General features: G+C 62.2%; 13 protein-coding genes. 3 read left to right on the plus strand and 10 right to left on the minus strand.

Features of this window, described 5'->3' with window-relative positions:
* Positions 1–39: 39 nt before the first annotated feature.
* A complete protein-coding gene (locus C1949_RS07240; RefSeq protein WP_104737813.1) occupies positions 40–1,374 on the minus strand; it encodes a spinster family MFS transporter in 1,335 nt (444 codons plus the stop codon).
* Between the two features lie 172 nt (positions 1,375–1,546).
* Here C1949_RS07240 and C1949_RS07245 point away from each other — a divergent pair, with 172 nt between their 5' ends.
* The gene (locus C1949_RS07245) at positions 1,547–2,635 is read left to right on the plus strand and encodes an FAD-dependent oxidoreductase (RefSeq protein WP_104737814.1); all 1,089 of its coding nucleotides are present in this window, start codon (positions 1,547–1,549) and stop codon (positions 2,633–2,635) included.
* Between the two features lie 116 nt (positions 2,636–2,751).
* Complete coding sequence (locus C1949_RS07250; protein WP_104737815.1) at positions 2,752–4,314, plus strand: methyl-accepting chemotaxis protein; 1,563 nt, start codon at positions 2,752–2,754, stop codon at positions 4,312–4,314.
* Between the two features lie 140 nt (positions 4,315–4,454).
* On the opposite strand, the gene C1949_RS07255 is transcribed toward C1949_RS07250, so the two are convergent.
* The 4 genes from C1949_RS07255 to smc form a co-directional block, all read right to left on the minus strand.
* Positions 4,455–5,429 carry a tRNA dihydrouridine synthase gene (locus tag C1949_RS07255; protein WP_104737816.1) on the minus strand — a complete coding sequence of 325 codons (975 nt, stop codon included), beginning with the start codon at positions 5,427–5,429 and terminating at the stop codon, positions 4,455–4,457.
* Entirely contained in the window at positions 5,426–7,801 is a 2,376-nt protein-coding gene (gene ligA / locus C1949_RS07260; protein ID WP_104737817.1) for an NAD-dependent DNA ligase LigA, read from the minus strand. The genes C1949_RS07255 and ligA overlap by 4 nt, the downstream gene beginning before the upstream one ends.
* A gap of 167 nt (positions 7,802–7,968) precedes the next feature.
* On the minus strand, positions 7,969–8,805 hold the full coding sequence (gene zipA / locus C1949_RS07265; protein WP_104737818.1) for a cell division protein ZipA: 837 nt from the start codon (positions 8,803–8,805) through the stop codon (positions 7,969–7,971).
* Positions 8,806–8,894: 89 nt separating this feature from the next.
* Positions 8,895–12,389, minus strand: coding sequence for a chromosome segregation protein SMC (gene smc, locus C1949_RS07270; protein ID WP_104737819.1), 3,495 nt, complete (start codon positions 12,387–12,389; stop codon positions 8,895–8,897).
* 170 nt (positions 12,390–12,559) lie between these two features.
* Between smc and C1949_RS07275 the strand changes: the two genes are divergently transcribed.
* On the plus strand, positions 12,560–13,876 hold the full coding sequence (locus tag C1949_RS07275) for an MFS transporter (protein WP_104737820.1): 1,317 nt from the start codon (positions 12,560–12,562) through the stop codon (positions 13,874–13,876).
* Here the strand turns inward: C1949_RS07275 and C1949_RS07280 are convergent, their stop codons facing one another.
* The 5 genes from C1949_RS07280 to C1949_RS07300 form a co-directional block, all read right to left on the minus strand.
* Positions 13,877–14,239, minus strand: coding sequence for a SpoIIAA family protein (locus C1949_RS07280; RefSeq protein WP_104737821.1), 363 nt, complete (start codon positions 14,237–14,239; stop codon positions 13,877–13,879). It abuts the gene before it with no gap.
* 105 nt (positions 14,240–14,344) lie between these two features.
* Positions 14,345–15,547, minus strand: a complete 1,203-nt coding sequence (gene ccmI, locus C1949_RS07285; RefSeq protein WP_104737822.1) for a c-type cytochrome biogenesis protein CcmI — start codon at positions 15,545–15,547, stop codon at positions 14,345–14,347.
* A complete protein-coding gene (locus C1949_RS07290; protein ID WP_104737823.1) occupies positions 15,540–16,022 on the minus strand; it encodes a cytochrome c-type biogenesis protein in 483 nt (160 codons plus the stop codon). Before C1949_RS07290 ends, ccmI begins: the two co-directional genes overlap by 8 nt.
* Positions 16,019–16,567, minus strand: a complete 549-nt coding sequence (locus C1949_RS07295) for a DsbE family thiol:disulfide interchange protein (RefSeq protein ID WP_104737824.1) — start codon at positions 16,565–16,567, stop codon at positions 16,019–16,021. Before C1949_RS07295 ends, C1949_RS07290 begins: the two co-directional genes overlap by 4 nt.
* Positions 16,567–18,540, minus strand: a complete 1,974-nt coding sequence (locus C1949_RS07300) for a heme lyase CcmF/NrfE family subunit (protein WP_104737825.1) — start codon at positions 18,538–18,540, stop codon at positions 16,567–16,569. Before C1949_RS07300 ends, C1949_RS07295 begins: the two co-directional genes overlap by 1 nt.
* Positions 18,541–18,542 lie beyond the last annotated feature (2 nt).

Consider the following 18,542-nt stretch of genomic DNA (forward strand, 5'->3'; position numbering starts at 1 on the left):
TGAAATTCAAGTACATCAACCTGCGGCCGGGGTTGCCCCTCAGCCCGGCTGGCCCTGCTGTTCACCCCAGCGTGTCAGCGTGTCCCGTGCCTCCCGGTAGGGTTTGAGCCCCATGGCCAGAAGGATGATAGCGCCCAAGGTAATCACGCTGGCAACGATGAATATGGAATAACGAATCGCCATGTCGTCCTGGAACACGTAATCGGTGAACAAGGCGACGGCGGTCGGCCCAATACCCAAGCCGATCAGGGTAATGGTGAAGAGGTAAATTGCCGAAGCCTGACCGCGCATGGCATTCGGCATAACCTCCTGAATGGCCGCCGGAGCAACGCCGAACGGCATCGCTACGGTAAAGACGTTGAAAAACATGATGGTCCACAGCAACGGCATGTTGTCGACCAGATACACCACATTGCACAGCAGGGTCAGAATAGCCGACAGCAGCCCCACCCGCATGTTGGCGTCGCGATAGCCGTGGTGTGCCAGAAAGTCGGCCAGACGGCCGCCAAAGACGATACCCAGTGACCCGGCAACCATTACCAGGCTGCCGTAGTAGATGCCCACTTCGCCCGGCGTCAGGCCGTGATTACGGATAAAGAAGGTCGGAATCCAGGCCGATGCGCCGTAGGAGGCAAAGGACAAACAGGCAAAGCCGAAGTTATGACACAGCACGGCTTTGCGAATACCGAGCAGGTAACGACCGACATCCTTCAGCGGCACGGCAACGCCAGCGCCAATCCCCTTGCGGCTCGGCTCCTTGATCGCCAGCAATACCAGGCAGAACATCAGGCCTATGGCACCCAACACCAGGAAGATCAACTGCCAGGGACGCACTTCGCCCAATACCGGCAGGACCATCGGCCCCTGGGCATTGGCCCAGGTCACCACCAGCCCGCCGAGCAGGAAGGCTGCGCCGGCACCAAGATAGATGCCCATGGCGTACACACTGATCGCGGTCGCGCGGCGGTTAGCCGGAAAGCTGTCGGCAATCAGCGAGTAGGCAGCAGGCGACAGCGCCGCTTCACCAGCACCGACACCAATCCGGCCGATGATGAAATGCCAATACTGCTGTGCCAAGCCGCAGAACGCAGTCATCAGACTCCACACAGCCACACCGCCGGCGATCAGGCCACGGCGGCTTTTGGAGTCAGCAATCCGCCCCAGCGGAATACCGGCCACAGTGTAGAAGACGGCAAACGACAGTCCCATCAACAGGCTCATCTCGGTATCGGATATCTGCAGGTCATGGCGAATCGGACCAACCAGCAGGTTCAAAATCTGACGATCAATAAAAGACAGAACATAGGCGATCAACAGAATTCCGACCGTCAACCACGCTCGTTTCGGCGACGGGTAGCTATTATTCTCGTGCACGCTATGCTCCATTTCTTGTAATTGGAATTATCAGCATGTCGAGACTAGCAGGTCCGCACAGCGAAAGTCGATTTCGAAATAAACTGATTAGCGCCCTCAATGCGTGCCTATCACCGGGGGCTATGTATCACTCAAAAGGTTTCCGAAACCGGCCTGACAGAGCAGTCGAAGCATGACTGCCCCACTTATTATGGTCGGCGCAGGTCATGCCCATCTGGTCGCACTGCGCGGTTGGGCCGAGCAGGGTTATCGTGCCCCGCCCGGTAGCGTGCTGATTTCCCCGGAACCCTTTGCCTGGTACTCAGGCATGATGCCTGGCCTGCTGGCTGGACGCTGGCGGGCGGAGCAGTGCCGTATCGAGCTGGCCCCGCTGTGTCGAGCGACTGGCATGACCCTGTCCAGCGGGCAACTGGTTCGGCTCGAGGCCGACGCCCGACTGCTGACCCTGGCCAGCGGTGAGCAACTGCGCACCGAACTGCTGTCGCTCAACAGTGGCGCGGCTAACCCCGCCCCAGCACAGAACGACGGCAGTTTGACGGTGATCGGCGCCAAACCCTTCGGCGACTTGCAGCAACATTGGATGCACTGGCGGCGCAGCGGCTCCCCTGCCCGCCTGGCTATTCTGGGTGGCGGCGCGGCGGCGGTGGAGCTGGCTCTCGCGCTGCAACAGTCGCTGAGCACGTGCCAGATTCTGGTGCTCTGCGCCAACCGATTGTTGGGTGGACACCCACCACGGGCTGCCCGGCTGATTCGCTCGCTATTCCACCGGCGCAATATAGAGCTGCATGAGGGAGTCACCGTCACCGCAATCCGCAACGGCTGTCTGCAGTCGGCGTCCACCCCGCCCCTTGCCGCCGAAGCCGTCATCCTGGCCACCGGCGCTGCGCCCGCAGTCTGGCAAGCCGACAGCAACCTGGCGACCGACCCCGCCGGCTTTATTCAGATCGCTGACACGCTGCAAAGCCAATCGCACCCGCGCATATTCGCCAGCGGCGACTGCGCCGCGCTGGCGGACTGCCCGCGCTCGGGCGTCTATGCTGTGCGCCAGGGTCCAGTACTCGGCGCAAACCTGCGTGCCACTCTGGACAAGCAGTCGAGCCTTCAGCATTACCAGCCGCAGCCCAGAGCACTTGCCCTACTGGCCACCGCAGACGATCAGGCGCTGGCCTGTTATGGGCCTTTGGCGCTGCGCAGCAGGGCTGCTCTGATGCTCAAGGACAGACTCGACACCCGTTTTATGCGCAGCCTGCAGAGGGACTGAGATCACGGTCTTACGACCCAAGACCAAAGATCGATTGTCTAGCCGCGAGACAGGTGGCTAAATGACACAGCAAACTACAATAATCAGGCCTCCGGCCCCGGAACGGACATCCCCGTATGCGCACCGGATTTCTAGGCAAGGCGATTCTGGCCCTGCTACAACTGAGTACCCTTGGCTGGCTCTATCACCTTGCTGGTGTGGATGTCCTGGCCCCCGCCCTGATTCTCTGCCTGCTGCCCTGGATCGGTCTGCCCTGGTTCTACCCGCCCTCAGACCAGCCGGCGACTATTGCGCCAGGCCCCAGCACAACCGACAACACGGACCTCAGTGCTCGCCTCTCCCGCGCGACCAGCCAAAACGCCATTGCCGCGGCCGAGGTCGCCCACTCAGTCGAGCAGTTGCGTCAACGCCAGCAATCACAGCTGCTTGCCATTCGACAGGTCACCGACAGCGCGCAGCAAATCGCCACCGAGGTCGACGCCACCAGTCAGTATGCCGAACGCGCCGACAATGCTGCCGAACAGGCCCGCAGCCGCAGCCAGGAAGGCCGTAACGCGTTGGACCAGGCCACCCATGTCATGCATCAACTGGCAGCACAGGCAGATGAATCCAACGCGGTGCTGGAAGAGCTCAACGCCCAGACCGAGAAGATCGTGCAAGTGACCGGGGTGATCGAAGCCATCGCCAGCCAGACCAACCTGCTCGCCCTCAACGCTGCCATCGAAGCAGCACGCGCCGGAGACATGGGCCGCGGCTTTGCCGTGGTGGCCGACGAGGTTCGTGCTCTGGCCGCCCGCACCGCCGCCTCCACCTCCGAAGTGGGCGACATCATCGAGAGCATGCATCAGCAGAGCAAACGAGTGAACGCTGACTTCTCCGCGTTGGTAGAGCAGGTACGCGGCGGCGTAACGCTGATCGAGGATGCCGCCAACCAGCTTGAAGCCATCAGCGCCCAAGGTAGCGAGGTAAAGGCGGTAACCGAGCAAATTGCGGGCAGCAGTCTGACCAACCGTGACCAGCTATCAAGTTTGAGCACTGCTCTGGAACAGGTGCGCAGTGACATTGAGCAAAGTGATGAGCAAACCCAACGCCTCGGCGGCGAAGCGGTCAATCTGGTCTCGCTGGCCGAGCAGGTCAGCGAAATGCTGGCAGACGTGGCGCTGGACGAGTACCACCAGCGCTTCTTCGATGCCGCACAGCAAACTGCCGCCGCCATCGAAGCGCGTTTTGAGGCTGACCTCGCCAGCGGGCAAATCCAGGAATCAGCATTGTTCGACCGCAACCTGACGCTGATTCCCGGCAGCAACCCGGCGCGCTATCGCAGCGCCTTCGACAGTTACACCGACCAGGTACTACCCGCCCTGCAGGAGCCACTGCTGCAACAGCACCCGGAGCTGGTCTATGCCATTGCGGCCATTCCCTCTGGTTATGTTCCGACCCACAACAAGCGCTTCAGCAAGGAGCCGACTGGTGATCCGCAGCACGACACCCTGCACTGCCGCAGCAAGCGTCTGTTTGATGACCCGACCGGCCGGCGTTGCGGCAGCCACGAGCAGACCCTGCTGCTGCAAACCTACAAGCGCGATACCGGGGAAGTAATGCACGATCTGTCGGTACCCATCATAGTGAAGGGGCAGCACTGGGGCGGGCTGCGGCTGGGGTATAAGCCGGAGCAGTAGGCCGATGGTGGCGAAGCCTGCGGCGTTCACCACCCTACGGAACTTCGCACCCGGCCGTAGGGTGGATTAAGCGAAGCGTATCCACCATAACCCGCGCCGCGCACGAGCCGACGTTAAGGCAAAACGCCGGAACACCAAGATCAGGCAGCTGACTCCAGCGGCCCTTCCAGCCGGCAGGTCACTGCGTCCGCACTGGTTTCCCGGCGCAGACTATCAAACAACGCGCGCGCTTCAGGGTAATGCTGGCCGAGCATGGCCAACCACTGCTTTAGCCGCCCCGGCGAGTGACGATCTACCACCCGCAGCCGAGTCTGACGGAAGAAGTCACCGAGCCAGGGCCACAGCTCATCCCAGGCAAGCACGGCCTCATCGGCATCCTGCAGAATGCGCAGCCCCAGGTCCGGGCATCGCACCAGTCCGCGACCGATCATCACGGCATCACAGCCACTGACTTCGCGAATCCGGCGATAGTCCTCGGTACTCCACACCTCACCATTGGCAATCACCGGGACATCAACCGCTTCGCGAATGCGCGCCAGCCACTCCCAATGCGCGGGCGGCTTGTAGCCTTCCACCTTGGTGCGCGCATGCACGGTAATCTCGCTGGCACCACCGTCGGCGAGGGCCTGCGCGCACTCCAGCGTCTGGCTGGTATCGGTCAGCCCGAGTCGCATCTTGGCGGTAACCGGAATGTGCGAAGGCGTTGACGCGCGGACGCTGGCAACGATCTCGCGCAGCAGCTCCGGCTCGGTCAGCAGCGCCGCGCCGCCACGATGGCGGTTGACCGTCTTGGCCGGGCAGCCGAAGTTGAGGTCAATCGCCGGAGCATCCATCGACGCCAGCAGCGCGGCGTTCTCACCCATCCAGTGCACATCCGAGCCGAGCAACTGCGGGCGCACCGGCACTCCGGCGCGGGTGCGCCAGCCGTACTCGCTTTCCGGCACGCTGCGGCGAATGGTGGCCACATTGAGCAGCCCTTCGGTCACGCGAATAAACTCGCTGACGCACCAGTCGATCCCGCCGATGCGGGTCAGCACGTCACGCATCGGCGCGTCGGCCAGCCCCTCCATCGGGGCCAGCACGACCGGGCCCTTTGTCCGCTTAGAGCCGCTCATGGGCTTATGCCGTGCTCCGCCAGCATGTCGAGCAGTTGCTGTTCGGTCCAGACGCTCACACCAAGCTGCTCGGCCTTGGCCAGCTTGCTGCCGGCACCGGGCCCGGCGACAACGCAATGGGTCTTGGCCGACACACTACCGGCGACCTTAGCACCGAGGCTTTCCAGATGCCCTTTGGCAACATCGCGCGACATGGCTTCCAGCGTGCCGGTCAGTACCCAGGTCTGCCCGGCCAGCGATAGCCCGCCGGACGCTTCCGCGCGCGGGCTCTCCCAATGCATGCCGAAGTCGCGCAGCTGTTGTTCGATGGCTTCGGCGCGGGTGCGCAGCGACTCGCTCTGGAAATACTCGCGCAGCGCCTTGATCGCTTTGTCGTTGAGACGCTCGACCTGTTTCAGATCCAGCCAGTCAGCGTTGATGATCTTCTCCAGACTGCCGAACTGGCTGGCCAGCCGCTCGGCGCCGGTATTGGCGATGCCCTGAATATTCAATCGCGCCAGAAAGTCGGCCAGCGAGACGCAAGCAGCAAACTCGGCCGCCAGCTCGCCCGGCTCGTCAGGCGTTACGCCGCGTTCCAGCAGTTGATCAATCACCTGTCGGTTGTGCGAATCGGCAAAGAATGAATGAATCTCGTGGGCCACTTCCAGCCCCACATCCGGCAGATAGACCAGCACTTCGGGCAACGCCCGCTCGATGCGCTCCAGCTTGCCCAGCGCGCGGGCCAGCAGTTTGGCGGTTTCTTCTCCCACATCGGGAATGCCAAGGGCATAGATGAAACGAGCCAGCGTCGGCTTCTTGCTGGCCTGAATGGCGGTCAGCAGGTTCTTTGTCGACAGCTCCGCGAAGCCGTCCAGCGCCAGCACCTGCTCGTAAGTCAGACGGTAGAGATCAGCCGGCGAGGCAACCAGACCGGTATCAACCAGCTGTTCGACGCTCTTCTCGCCCAGTCCGTCGATATCCATTGCCCGACGCGAGACAAAGTGGATGATCGACTGCTTGAGCTGCGCCTGACAGGTCAGCCGGCCAACACAGCGGTAGACCGAGCCTTCGCTGGTGGTAGAACCCGACTTGCCGCGTTTGACCAGTTGGGTGCGCTCGACCGCAGAGCCACACACCGGACACGCCGTTGGCACCTCGACCGGGCGCGCATCGGCCGGGCGACGCTCGGTAACCACCTGCATCACCTGGGGAATCACGTCACCGGCGCGGCGGATGATCACGGTGTCACCGATCATCACGCCAAGCCGGGCGACTTCATCCATGTTGTGCAAGGTGGCGTTGGACACGGTTACCCCTGCCACCTGGACGGGCTTCAGCCGCGCCACCGGCGTCACCGCACCGGTGCGTCCAACCTGAAACTCGACATCCAGCAGCTCGGTCAGCTCTTCCATTGCCGGAAACTTGTGGGCAATCGCCCAGCGCGGCTCCCGAGCACGGAAACCCAACTCACGCTGGTAGCTCAGCTGGTTGACCTTGAACACCACGCCGTCGATCTCGTATTCCAGCGCGGCGCGGCGCTCACCGATATCGCGGTAGTAATCCAGCGTGCCGTCGACGCCCTTCATCAGCTTCAATTCACGGCTGATCGGAATACCCCAGCCCTTGAAGGCCTGCAGGATGGCGAACTGATTGTCGGGCAATTCACCCTCGACACGGCCAAAGCCGTAGCAGCAGAACTCCAGCGGCCGGCTGGCGGTGATGCTCGGATCAAGCTGGCGCAGGCTGCCGGCAGCGGCGTTACGCGGGTTGGCGAAGGTCTTGCTGCCGGCTTCACGTGCGCGTTCGTTCAGCGCTTCAAAGCCGGCCTTGCTCATGAACACTTCACCACGCACTTCCAGCACCGCCGGCCAGCCCTCACCACGCAGTTTGAGCGGAATATTGCGAATGGTGCGCACGTTAGTGGAGATATCTTCACCGGTAGCGCCGTCGCCTCGGGTAGCACCGCGCACCAGCAGGCCGTTCTCGTACAGCAGACTGACCGCCAGACCGTCGAGTTTAGGCTCGCAGCAGTATTCCACCTCGGCGCCGCCACCGAACAGGTCGCCGGCTGGCAGGTCCAGCCCTTCACGCACCCGACGGTCAAAATCGACCATGTCCTGTTCGGCAAAGGCGTTACCCAGACTAAGCATCGGCACTTCATGCCTGACCTCACCAAATCCCGCCGCCGGCGCCCCACCCACCCGTTGGGTCGGCGAATCAGGGGTAATCAGGTCGGGGTGCTCCGCCTCGATGGCCTTGAGCTCATTGAACAGCCGATCGTACTCGGCGTCCGGCACAGCGGGCTCGTCGAGGACGTAGTAGCGGTAGTTGTGCTGCGCGATTTCCTCACGCAAGGCGAGGGCGCGTTCGGCTGGAGTGGCGTGCTGGGACATGAGCGGTCGCTGGGCTGGGAGTTCGGTGGCTATTCTAACCGAACCAAAGCTTCAAGCCGCAAGCTACAAGCTGCAAGCAAAACCCAAAGCACTCCGAGCCTGAGCAGCGGGGCCGGGTTTACTTGTAGCTTGCGGCTAGCCAGCGGCGCTAAGCGCCCTGCGGGCGCTTAGCGCCGCTGGCTGTAGTTCAGCCGTTCAAACTCAGCGATGCGCTGGCGGTAATGCTCGATGGTTTGTGCAGTCAGTACGCTGCGCTGTTCGTCTTTCAGGTCACCGCCCAGTTCGTGGGCCAGCTTGCGTGCGGCGGCGATCATCAGATCCAGCGCCTGCTTCGGATGACGCGGGCCTGGCAGCCCCATGAAGAAACTGACGGCACGGACATGACTCTGATCCAGCTCATCCAGCTCAAATACGCCCGGCTTGAGCGCGTTGGCCATGGAGAACAGCACATCACCATTGCCACTCATGCTCTCGTGTCGATGGAAGATGTTCATATCGCCGTAGCGCAGACCGCTTTCGAGAATGCTCTGGTGCAGCGCTGACCCGGCAAACCCCTCTTCGTCACGGGCAACGACGTTGATAACCAGTACCAGCTCGACCGGCAGCGGCTGTTGCTCGGGGCGCTGCGCAGCGGTACTCGCGGCGGCCTGTTCCGCAGGCTTGCCCTTGCTGCGTGGCTCGGCGACGACCGGGTCAACTAGCACCGGCGGCTCATCCAGATCCAGACCAACCTGCTCGGGTTCGTGCCACTTTTCGTCATCTTTGAACACCAGCGTGTCCGGCTTATCGTCACCAAAGGACGGCTCGGCACGATCCTGGCGGTTGACGACACGCGGCGGTCCGAGCAGCTCGTCGCTACCCTCCTCCGGGAGGTCAGCGAGGTTGCGTTCGAGTTTAAAGCGAATTTTTGATCGCCCACCCATGCGCCGCCAGCCATCAAACAGAATGCCGGCGATCACCAGCAGGCCAATGATGAAAAGCCACTCACGCAAACCAAAATCCATGAATACCCGTTCCTGTCGTCACTTTGCTGATCGGGCGGCTGGCTGCCCGCCTCTCGTCTGGCCGGATGCTAGCACGGCCGCCATCAAAACTACACTGCCGCCAACGCCGCAGCCTCTTCCACGTCTACTGTGACCAGCCTTGAGCAGCCTGGTTCATGCATGGTGACCCCCATCAACTGATCAGCCATCTCCATCGCGATCTTGTTGTGAGTGATATAGATGAACTGCACCCGCGCCGACATCTCCTTCACCATACGCGCATAACGGCCGACGTTGGCATCATCCAGTGGCGCATCCACCTCATCGAGCATACAGAACGGCGCCGGGTTGAGCTGGAAGATCGAGAACACCAGCGCGATGGCGGTCAACGCCTTCTCGCCACCGGATAGCAGGTGGATGGTGCTGTTCTTCTTGCCCGGTGGACGCGCCATGATGGCGACGCCAGTGTCGAGCAGATCGTCGCCGGTCAGCTCCAGATAGGCGTGACCGCCGCCAAACACCTTGGGGAACAGCGTCTGCAGCCCTTGATTGACCTTGTCGAAGGTCTCCTTGAAGCGCGCGCGGGTTTCCCGGTCGATCTTGCGAATAACCTGCTCAAGCGTACTGAGCGCCTCTTCCAGATCGGCATTTTGCGCATCCAGATAGCGTTTGCGCTCTGACTGCTGGTCGTATTCTTCGATAGCCGCCAGGTTAATCGCCCCGAGGCGCTGAATGCGCGCGTCCAGCTGGGCCAACTGCTGCACCCAGTCCGTCTCACTGGCGCCCTGCGGCAGGGTTGCGAGAACACCATGCAGATCGTAACCGGCCTCGGCCAGCTGTTCCTGCAGACCCTGACGACGGGTTTGCAGGTCGCGGGCATTGAGTCGCTGCTCATCCAGCTGGGTGCGCAGCACCTGCGCCTGTTGCTCGGCCTGCACGCGACGGGTTTCCTGCGCGCGCATCTGCTGGTCAACCCCTTCCAGCGCCTGACGGGCCGCGCCCAACTCCTGTTCAACGGTAATGCGCTGTTCGAGCAGGGTTTCCAGCTCGATGCGCTGATCGTCTTCCGGCGCCTGACTCTCTTCCAGCGTCATGCGCAGCTGCTCACGACGCTCTGACAGCCGCTCGGCCTGGACCTGCTGCCGCTCCAAGCCCTGCCGGGTGCTCTTCAACTGCGCATTGAGTGACTGCGCCCGCAGCGCCAACTGATGCGCCCGGTCCTTCTGCTGGCGGGACTGCTGACGTGCCAGATCAAGGGTTTCGCGGGCCAGATCACGCTGGCGCAACAGCTCTTCGCGCTGGCCGGTGTCTTCGGCCATGCTGTCCAGCGCCGCCTGCAGGGTCAGCCTGGCTTCGCCAATCTGCTCCAGTTCGTCGCCGCGCTGGCGCTTGAGTTCTTCCAGATCTTCGCCAATGCGCTGGCGACGGGCATTGATCTGCTCCAGGCGCACCTGACGAGCTGACCATTGCGCCTTGATTTCGCCGTGCTGACGACCGGTGCCGGCCAAGGTCTGCTGCAGCGCATCGCGTTCAAGCTCAAGTCGCCGCAGCGCTTCACGTAACTGATCGACCTTCTCCTGCCCCGCTTCCAGCGCGGCCTGCTGCTCATCAAGACTGGCCTGCAGCTGCTCCATCTCCTGTTGACGGGCAAGCACGCCGGTCTCACTGGCCTCGCCACGACGGAACCGCAGCCAGTTTGGGCCGACCCAATGGCCTTCGCGGGTAATAAAGGATTCGTGCGCCGCCAGTCCGGCGCGCGCGCTCAGCGCCTGGGCGAGATTGTCGGCCGGGCGAATACTGGCCAGCCAGGGGCTCAGGTCCAGCTCGCTGCTGACCTTGTCCAGCAGGCTGCCCGGCGCGCTGACCGACTCGCCACCGCGCTGCAGCAGGCGCAGGCTGCCCTGTTCAAAGTCCGCCAGAGCCGCATCGAGCTGGGCAAAATCGTCGAGCGCTATGGCCTGCAGGTCGTCAGCCAAGACCGCTTCAACTGCCCGTTCCCAGCCGTTATCGACCTGCAGCTGCTCGGCCAGAAGGCCGTGACTCTGCACGCCCTGCTCCGCCAGCCAGTCACCAACGTCGCTGCCCTTGGCCAGCGCCGCCTGCTGCAGCGCTTCCAGGGAGGCGAGACGGCCGCTGCCACGCTGCAGCTCGCCACGGTGAATATCCTGTTCCTGCTGCAGCGCGTTCAGCGCCTCGCGATCCTGCTGCAGGCGCTCGCCAACGTCAGCGAGCTTGAGTTGATCGGTTTCACTGCGCAGCTCCAGCTCGGCCAGCTGCTCGGCCAGTTCGGCCAACTCATCATCCAGCGAACCGGCGTTCAGCCCGCTGCGTTCGTCTTCCAGGCGCTGGATACGCTCGCCGAGCCGTTCGACCGACTGCTCCATATGGCGAATGCGCGACTGCTCAACCTCGGCCTGCTGGCGTGGCTCGGCGGCGCGCTGGTTGAACTCGTCCCAGGCGCTCTGCCAGTTCTGCATGGCGTCTTCAGCGCTTTGCAGCGAGATGGCGATGTCTTCTTCGGCGGCGCCGGCCATTTCCAGCTCGGGTTCAATGCCATCCAGTTCCGCCTGCAGGTCCGCCAGCAAGGCTTCGTCCTGAGTCAGGTGGCTCTGCGCTTCCTGCCAGGCCTGCTCGGTTTCCTCAATGTCGCTATGCAACTGACGCTGGCGATCACGGTTGAACTGCAGAATCTGCTCGATGCGACTGATATCGGCACCGACACTGTAATACTGGGCCTGCACCCGGTTGAACGTCTCGGTCAAGTCGCTGTGCTGATCACGCTGTTTTTCGATCTCGCTGTCGGCGTTGCGCTGTTCGGCAACCAGCGCCTCCAGCGCCACCTCAAGGTCACGCACCCGGTGCTCACGCTGCCCGACCTGCTCGTTCAGCGTTTGCCAGCGCAGCGCCTGCAGCTGAGCCTTAAGCTGCCGTTCTTCAGCCTTGTATTCCTTGTATTTTTCGGCCGCCTGCGCCTGCCGGTGCAAATGCGCAAGCTGGCGCTCCAGCTCTTCACGCAGATCGGTCAGGCGCGACAGATTCTCGTGGGTACGGCGAATGCGGTTCTCGGTCTCGCGGCGGCGATCCTTGTAGCGGGAAATGCCGGCGGCTTCCTCAATGAACAGCCGCAGATCTTCCGGCTTGGCTTCGATCAGGCGGGAAATCATGCCCTGCTCGATGATCGAGTAGCTGCGCGGGCCAAGGCCGGTGCCCATGAAGATATCGGTAATGTCGCGGCGACGGCACTTGGTGCCGTTGAGGAAATACTGGTTCTGCGCTTCGCGGGTGACCTTGCGGCGAATGGAAATCTCATTGTAACCGGCGTATTCACCCTGCAGAGTGCCGTCACTGTTGTCGAACACCAGTTCGATAGACGCCTGGCCGACCGGCTTGCGCGAGTTGGAACCGTTAAAGATAACGTCGGTCATCGACTCCCCGCGCAGGTTCTTGGCCGAACTTTCACCCATGACCCAGCGCACCGCATCGATGATATTGGACTTGCCACAGCCGTTCGGCCCGACCACCGCACCCATGTTGGTCGGGAAATAGACCGTCGTTGGATCAACGAAGGATTTGAAGCCGGCCAGCTTGATGCACTTAAGTCGCATTGAGGGGCATATCCTTGCACTGCCTTGTCGCTGATCGAACCGACCAGCAAACCCGCATTTTTACCCGGTCTGCACGCCCATGAGAAGCCCCTTAGGGCAAATCGCTAGCCTGATCTCTCCGCTTGCGGCACACTTTCAGCGCCGCACTATCCAGGGATACCAGAACGATCATGGCCGCAGAACCTCGCCTCGACAGTCTCTACAGCAAAATCATGAACGAAGAAGACGCCCGGGTCTGCAAGGACATCCCCGACTCAGCCTGCTCGGACGTGCCGCAAAACTTCTTTCTGCAGGTTCTGGCCAATACCCTGACCAGTCTGGGCGACACCCTGACCAACCCGAAAACCACCCTCGCCTGGCTGCTCGGCGTAGTCGGGGCGCCGGTCGCGCTGATTGCCTGGCTGGTACCGATTCGCGAGTCCGGCTCGATGCTGCCGCAGTTACTGATTGCCGCATGGATACGCCGCCTGCCTTACCGGCGCGGTGTCTGGGTCGTTGGCAGTCTGCTGCAGGCGGCAGCGCTACTGGCCATGGGCGCAGTGGCCTGGTTCTTCGAGGGGGCGCTGGCGGGCGGCCTGATTATCAGCTGTCTGATCATCTTCAGTCTGGCCCGCGGGCTGTGCTCGGTTGCCAGTAAGGATGTGATTGGCAAGACGGTACCCAAGACCCGCCGGGGCCGCCTAAATGGCCTGGCTACCAGCCTGTCCGGCTGGCTGGCCCTGGCGTTCGGGGTCTACTGCCTGATCTATCCACCGAGCGACGACGATATGCTGTTCTATGCCGCGTTGCTGGTCGGCGCCGCGCTGCTCTGGATGCTGGCGGCGCTGGTCTACCGGCGTATCGACGAGGCCCCGGGAGCGACCGAGGGCGGCGGCAACGCCTTGAGCCATGCGCTCGGCAATATCAGCCTGCTGCGGGATGATGCGCCCTTTCGGCGCTTTGTTATCACCCGCGCGCTGCTGCTGTGCTCAGCGCTGTCGGCACCCTACTACGTGGTACTCGCCCGAGATGTGGAAAGCGGCTTTGGCATGCTGGGTGCTTTTCTGGTTGCCAACGGCCTGGCCAGCAGTCTGAGCGCCGGCGTTTGGGGACGGATGTCGGATGCATCCAGTCGTCAGGTGCTGATTCGCGCCGCGTTGCTGGCAAGCCTGCTGGGGCCGGTAGTAATTGCCATCGACCGCTGGGCAGCGCTGCCTGACGCTGTGCACGCCTGGCTGTTCCCGGTGGCGTTCTTCGTGCTCGGTATCGCCCACGCCGGCGTGCGGGTCGGCCGCAAGACCTATGTGCTGGACATGGCCGGCGGCAATAAGCGCACCGATTATGTCTCCGTAGGCAACAGCGTGATCGGCCTAATCCTGCTGGGGACGGGCCTGTTTGGCCTGCTCAGCTCAGTGATCGGTGCAGCCGGCATGCTGCTGTTGTTGTCGGCAATAGGGCTGTTGGGTGCGTGCCTCGCCGTCTCCCTGCCCGAGGTACAACAGGATTAATCAGAGCGCTTGAATCCAGTCACGGGCGGCCTCCACCTCGCAAGTAGGAAAGACCTTAACCTCAACCTGGGGCAACAGGCGACCGGTCAGACCGACCACAATCTCAAGCCAATGCTGATCGGTAACAACCGCTTCCCGTTCGAAGCGACTCCAGTGGCCAAGACTGTATTTCAGGTCGCTGAAGAATGCCTCGGCAGACATCCCTTCGAATGCAGGCATTTCAACGTAAACCCGAGCCTTGGGGTAGTGCGCCAGCTTCTCATCAAGCAGCCGACAGATCTCATCCAGCATGTCGCTGGTGATCTTGCCTTCAATGCGAAGGCCAAGCACCTTATCGTTGGCAAAGGGAATCTGGGTGTACATGGCGGTCGCCTCCTCTCTGCTCGAAGCCTCTGAAAAGGCCGTGCAGTGTTGGACAACCGGGGGCGACAGTTGATCCCCGGGCGGTCGGCCGGGGATCTGCAAGGGTTACTCGACGGGCTGGTTGATAACCAGTTGATAGACTTGATCAGACCCGGCGTGCACATCATCCACGCGGCCCAGGTGCGTCCCACTGCGCGCGTCGCCGTCGAGCGACACGCGTGCAACCAGCTCCAGCGGCTGTTCAGCGCTCAGATGCACACCGGGCAGCATGGCATTGGCTTCGCTCAGACTCAGCTCCAGCGGCAGATCAGCCAACGTCAGGCGCTTGGCCGCCAACGGCATCGGCGGGCCATTCGGATCACGAATGAAGACAAACACACTGGCATCGTCCGGCAGGGTCGCACGCAACGCCGGATCAATACTGATCTGCGCCTTGACCGCCAGTAGCACCGGCGCTTCCGGTGGCGTCTGACCAGCATCAATCATGCGTTGACGAGCACGGTCGATCCCGCCCTGAATCGCTTGCGCACCGGGGCTGTCGGGCGCCATACCCTGCTGTAGCGCCTGCCAATAGCGGATGGCACCAGCGAAGTCATCGGCCTCAAAGGCGGCGATCCCCAGCAGACCCAGCGCGGTAGGCTGCTGCGGGTCGAGCTCAATGGCCTTGTCCAGCGCCAAGGCGGACTCGGCATCGAGTTTGTTGCCGTTGGCGAAGTAACGGGCCTGCGCAAGCTGCGCCAGCACCTCAGGCTGCTCGCCCAGCCGCGCCAGCGCATTGCCGAAGGCATCAGCCGCCTTCTCAGGATTCTGAGCGCTGATGTAGGCTCGACCAAGCATGTACCAGGCTTCGCCGTTCTCCGGCTGCACCTTGACCACACGCTGAGTGCGATCAATCAGCGCCTCAAGCGAATCAACCTGCGGCGTGGCCTGCATCTCTCGATACAGCGCCAATCCGTCGGCCGCGCCCCACTGACGATACAGCCCGAGTACCGCGAGTGGCAGCACCAGCACGGCAATGACGACCAGCCAGGTCAACTGACGGGTCAACGGCGCCTGCCGTGCATCGGCTGTGGCGGTATCTTCGAGCAGCAACCGACTGGCCTCGCCCTTGGCCGCAGCAAGCTGAGCCTCGGTCAGATCACCCGCACGCGCCTGCGCTTCGAGCTCGGCTACGCGCTCTTCATACAGCGCGACGTTCAGAGCGGTACGATCCACCCGATCCATCCGCTGACGACGGCGCAGCGGCCACAGCATCATCAAGGCCGCAACCAGCAACAGCGCGGCAGCTCCCAACCACAAATCAATCATCTTGACTCTTCTTGTTCAGCAGTTCGTCCAGTCGCCGCTGTTCCTGCGGCGACAGACCAGCATCCGGTGATTCGTTTGCCACCCGTTGCCGGCGGCGAACCAGTAAGACCACGGCCAGCACACCAACCAACAGAAACGCCAGTGGGCCAAACCAGAGCACCAGGGTGTCGCGGTTCAGCGCGGGCTTGTAGCGTACAAACTCGCCGTAACGCGCCACCATGTACTCGACAATTTCGTCATCACTGCGGCCGTCTTCGAGCAGGCGGAAGACCTCGTGCCGCAGGTCGGAGGCAATCGGTGCGTCGGAGTCAGCGATGTTCTGGTTCTGACATTTCGGGCAGCGCAGCTCGGAGCCTATGGCGTAGAAACGATCACGCTCCTGTTCGGAGCTGAAGTCGAAGGTGTCCACCGCCGCGTTGGCAGTGCCCAGTATCAACAACAGGCCGAGTGTCAGCCAATGCAGTGGCCGGCTCATTTGGCCTCCTCGACCAGTGCCTGGTAACGGGCCGCAAGGTCGGTGCTCCAGGCGCGGTCATCAATGACGCCAATGAACTTGTGACGGATGACCCCATTGGCGTCGATAAGATAGGTTTCCGGCGCGCCATAGACACCCAGGTCAAGCCCGAGCCGGCCATCGGCATCGCTGATGTTCAACTGGTAGGGATTATGGAAGTCCTTAAGCCACTTGATCGCGTCGGCGCTGTTGTCCTTGTAGTTGACCCCGTAGATCACCACACCTTCGGCGGCCAGGCGGTTCAGTACCGGGTGTTCGACACGGCAGGCAACGCACCAGGTTGCCCAGATGTTGACCAGTGCCGGCCCCTTAAGATCAGCCTGGGTAATCCGCGGCTCGCCGTCGATGACCGAGGGCAGATCGAAGGTCGGGAACGGCTTGTTCAACAACGGTGACGGCAACTCCAGCTCGGTGACGCCCTCTTCCTTGGTCATCAGGCTCTGCAGGAAGAAGCCCGCCATGGCCAAAAACAGTATCAGCGGCAGAATCAGTAACAGACGACGCATCAGGCAAGCTCCTCGGTTACGCGATTAACGGGCCTCTCAGCGCGCTGACGCACCTTCAGGCGGTAGCGCTTGTCACTGGCCGCGAGCAGGCCACCCACCATCATCATCAGACCGCCGAGCCAGATCCAGCGCACAAACGGCTTGATATGAACCCGCATCGCCCAGGCATCGCCCTCAAGCGGCTCGCCCATGGCAACGAACAGGTCACGGGTGAAACCGGCATCGATACCTGCCTCGGTCATCATTTGATTCTTCACCCGATACAAGCGCTTCTCCGGGTGCAAGGTAGTCAGCAGGCGGTCATTGGCGTAGACACTGACGGTGCCCTGATCGGACACCCAGTTCGGCCCTTCACGGTGACGCACGCCATCGAACACAAAGGTATAACCACCCAGATCCAGGGTGTCGCCCGGCGCCATGCGCAGGTCACGCTGATTGTCGAACAGACTGGCACCCACCACACCGACGGCGCAAACAGCGATGCCGATGTGCGCCATGGTCATGCCCCAGTAGCTGCGCGGGAGCGCGCGAATACCGGCAACCAGCCCCTTGTTGCGGCTCTTGTGCAGAATGTCACGCACACTGGCGCCACACACCCAGATCACCAGCAGCAGCAAACTGCCTACCGCCAGTTGATGGGCACCGATCCACAGCGCGATAGCCACCGCACCGACCGCGGCCAGCAGCAGCACCCACTTGAGCTGCCCGACCAGCCAGTCCACCGGCGTCTGCTTCCAGCGGCTGAGAATACCGACACCCAGCGCCGCCATCAGAATCGCCATCAGCGGCAGGAACATGCCATTGAAATATGGCGGGCCAACCGATACCAGGGTATCGAACGCCGACATAATCAACGGATACAGGGTGCCGAGCAGCACCATCAGCGCCGCCACCACCAGCACCACGTTGTTGACCAGCAACAGCGCCTCGCGTGAGTTCCAGGCAAAACCGATCTGACTCTTCACCACGGGCGCGCGCAGGGCGTACAGCAACAGCGACCCGCCAACCACCACCAGCAGGAAGCCCAGTACGAACACGCCACGATCCGGATCGCTGGCAAATGCATGCACCGACGTCAGAACCCCCGAACGCACCAGGAAGGTCCCCAGCAGGCTGAGAGAGAACGCCGCGATGGCCAGCAACACCGTCCAGCTCTTGAATACACCGCGCTTTTCGGTCACCGCCAGGGAGTGAATCAGCGCAGTCCCGACCAGCCACGGCATAAAGGATGCATTTTCCACCGGGTCCCAGAACCACCAGCCCCCCCAGCCGAGTTCGTAGTAGGCCCACCAGGAGCCAAGCACGATACCCAGGCTCAGAAATGCCCAGGCAACGATGGTCCAGGGCCGTGACCAGCGCGCCCACGCCGCATCAAGACGTCCGCCCAACAGGGCGGCGATGGCAAAGGCAAAGGCGACGGAGAAGCCGACATAACCCATATAGAGCATCGGCGGGTGCACGATCAGGCCGAAATCCTGCAGTAGCGGATTGAGGTCATTGCCATCGACCGGATGAAACGGCAGTTGGCGATCGAACGGGTTGGAGGTAATCAGCATGAAGCACAGAAAGCCGACGCTGATCATGCCCATGACAGACAGCACGCGAGCCAGCATTTCTTCCGGCAGATCACGTGAAAAGATCGCCACCGCGAAGGTCCAGCCAGCCAAAATCATTGCCCACAGCAGCAACGAGCCTTCGTGACCACCCCAGACCGCACTGACCTTGTAGTACCAGGGCAGCGCCGAGTTGGAGTTGAGCGCGACATAGGTCACGCTGAAGTCATCAACAACGAACGCATGCACCAGGCAGCCAAAGGCAAAAGTGACAAACAACCACTGCGCCGCCGCGGCCGGCTGGCCGAGACTCATCGCCAGGCCGTCACCGCGCCAGGCACCATAGAGCGGAACGCTTGCCTGCAGCACAGCCAGACAAAGTGCAATGATCAGGGCAATCTGCCCAAGTTCGGGAATCATGC

The sequence above is a fragment of the Halopseudomonas oceani genome, assembly GCF_002903165.1.
In the GTDB taxonomy this organism is placed as follows: domain Bacteria; phylum Pseudomonadota; class Gammaproteobacteria; order Pseudomonadales; family Pseudomonadaceae; genus Halopseudomonas; species Halopseudomonas oceani.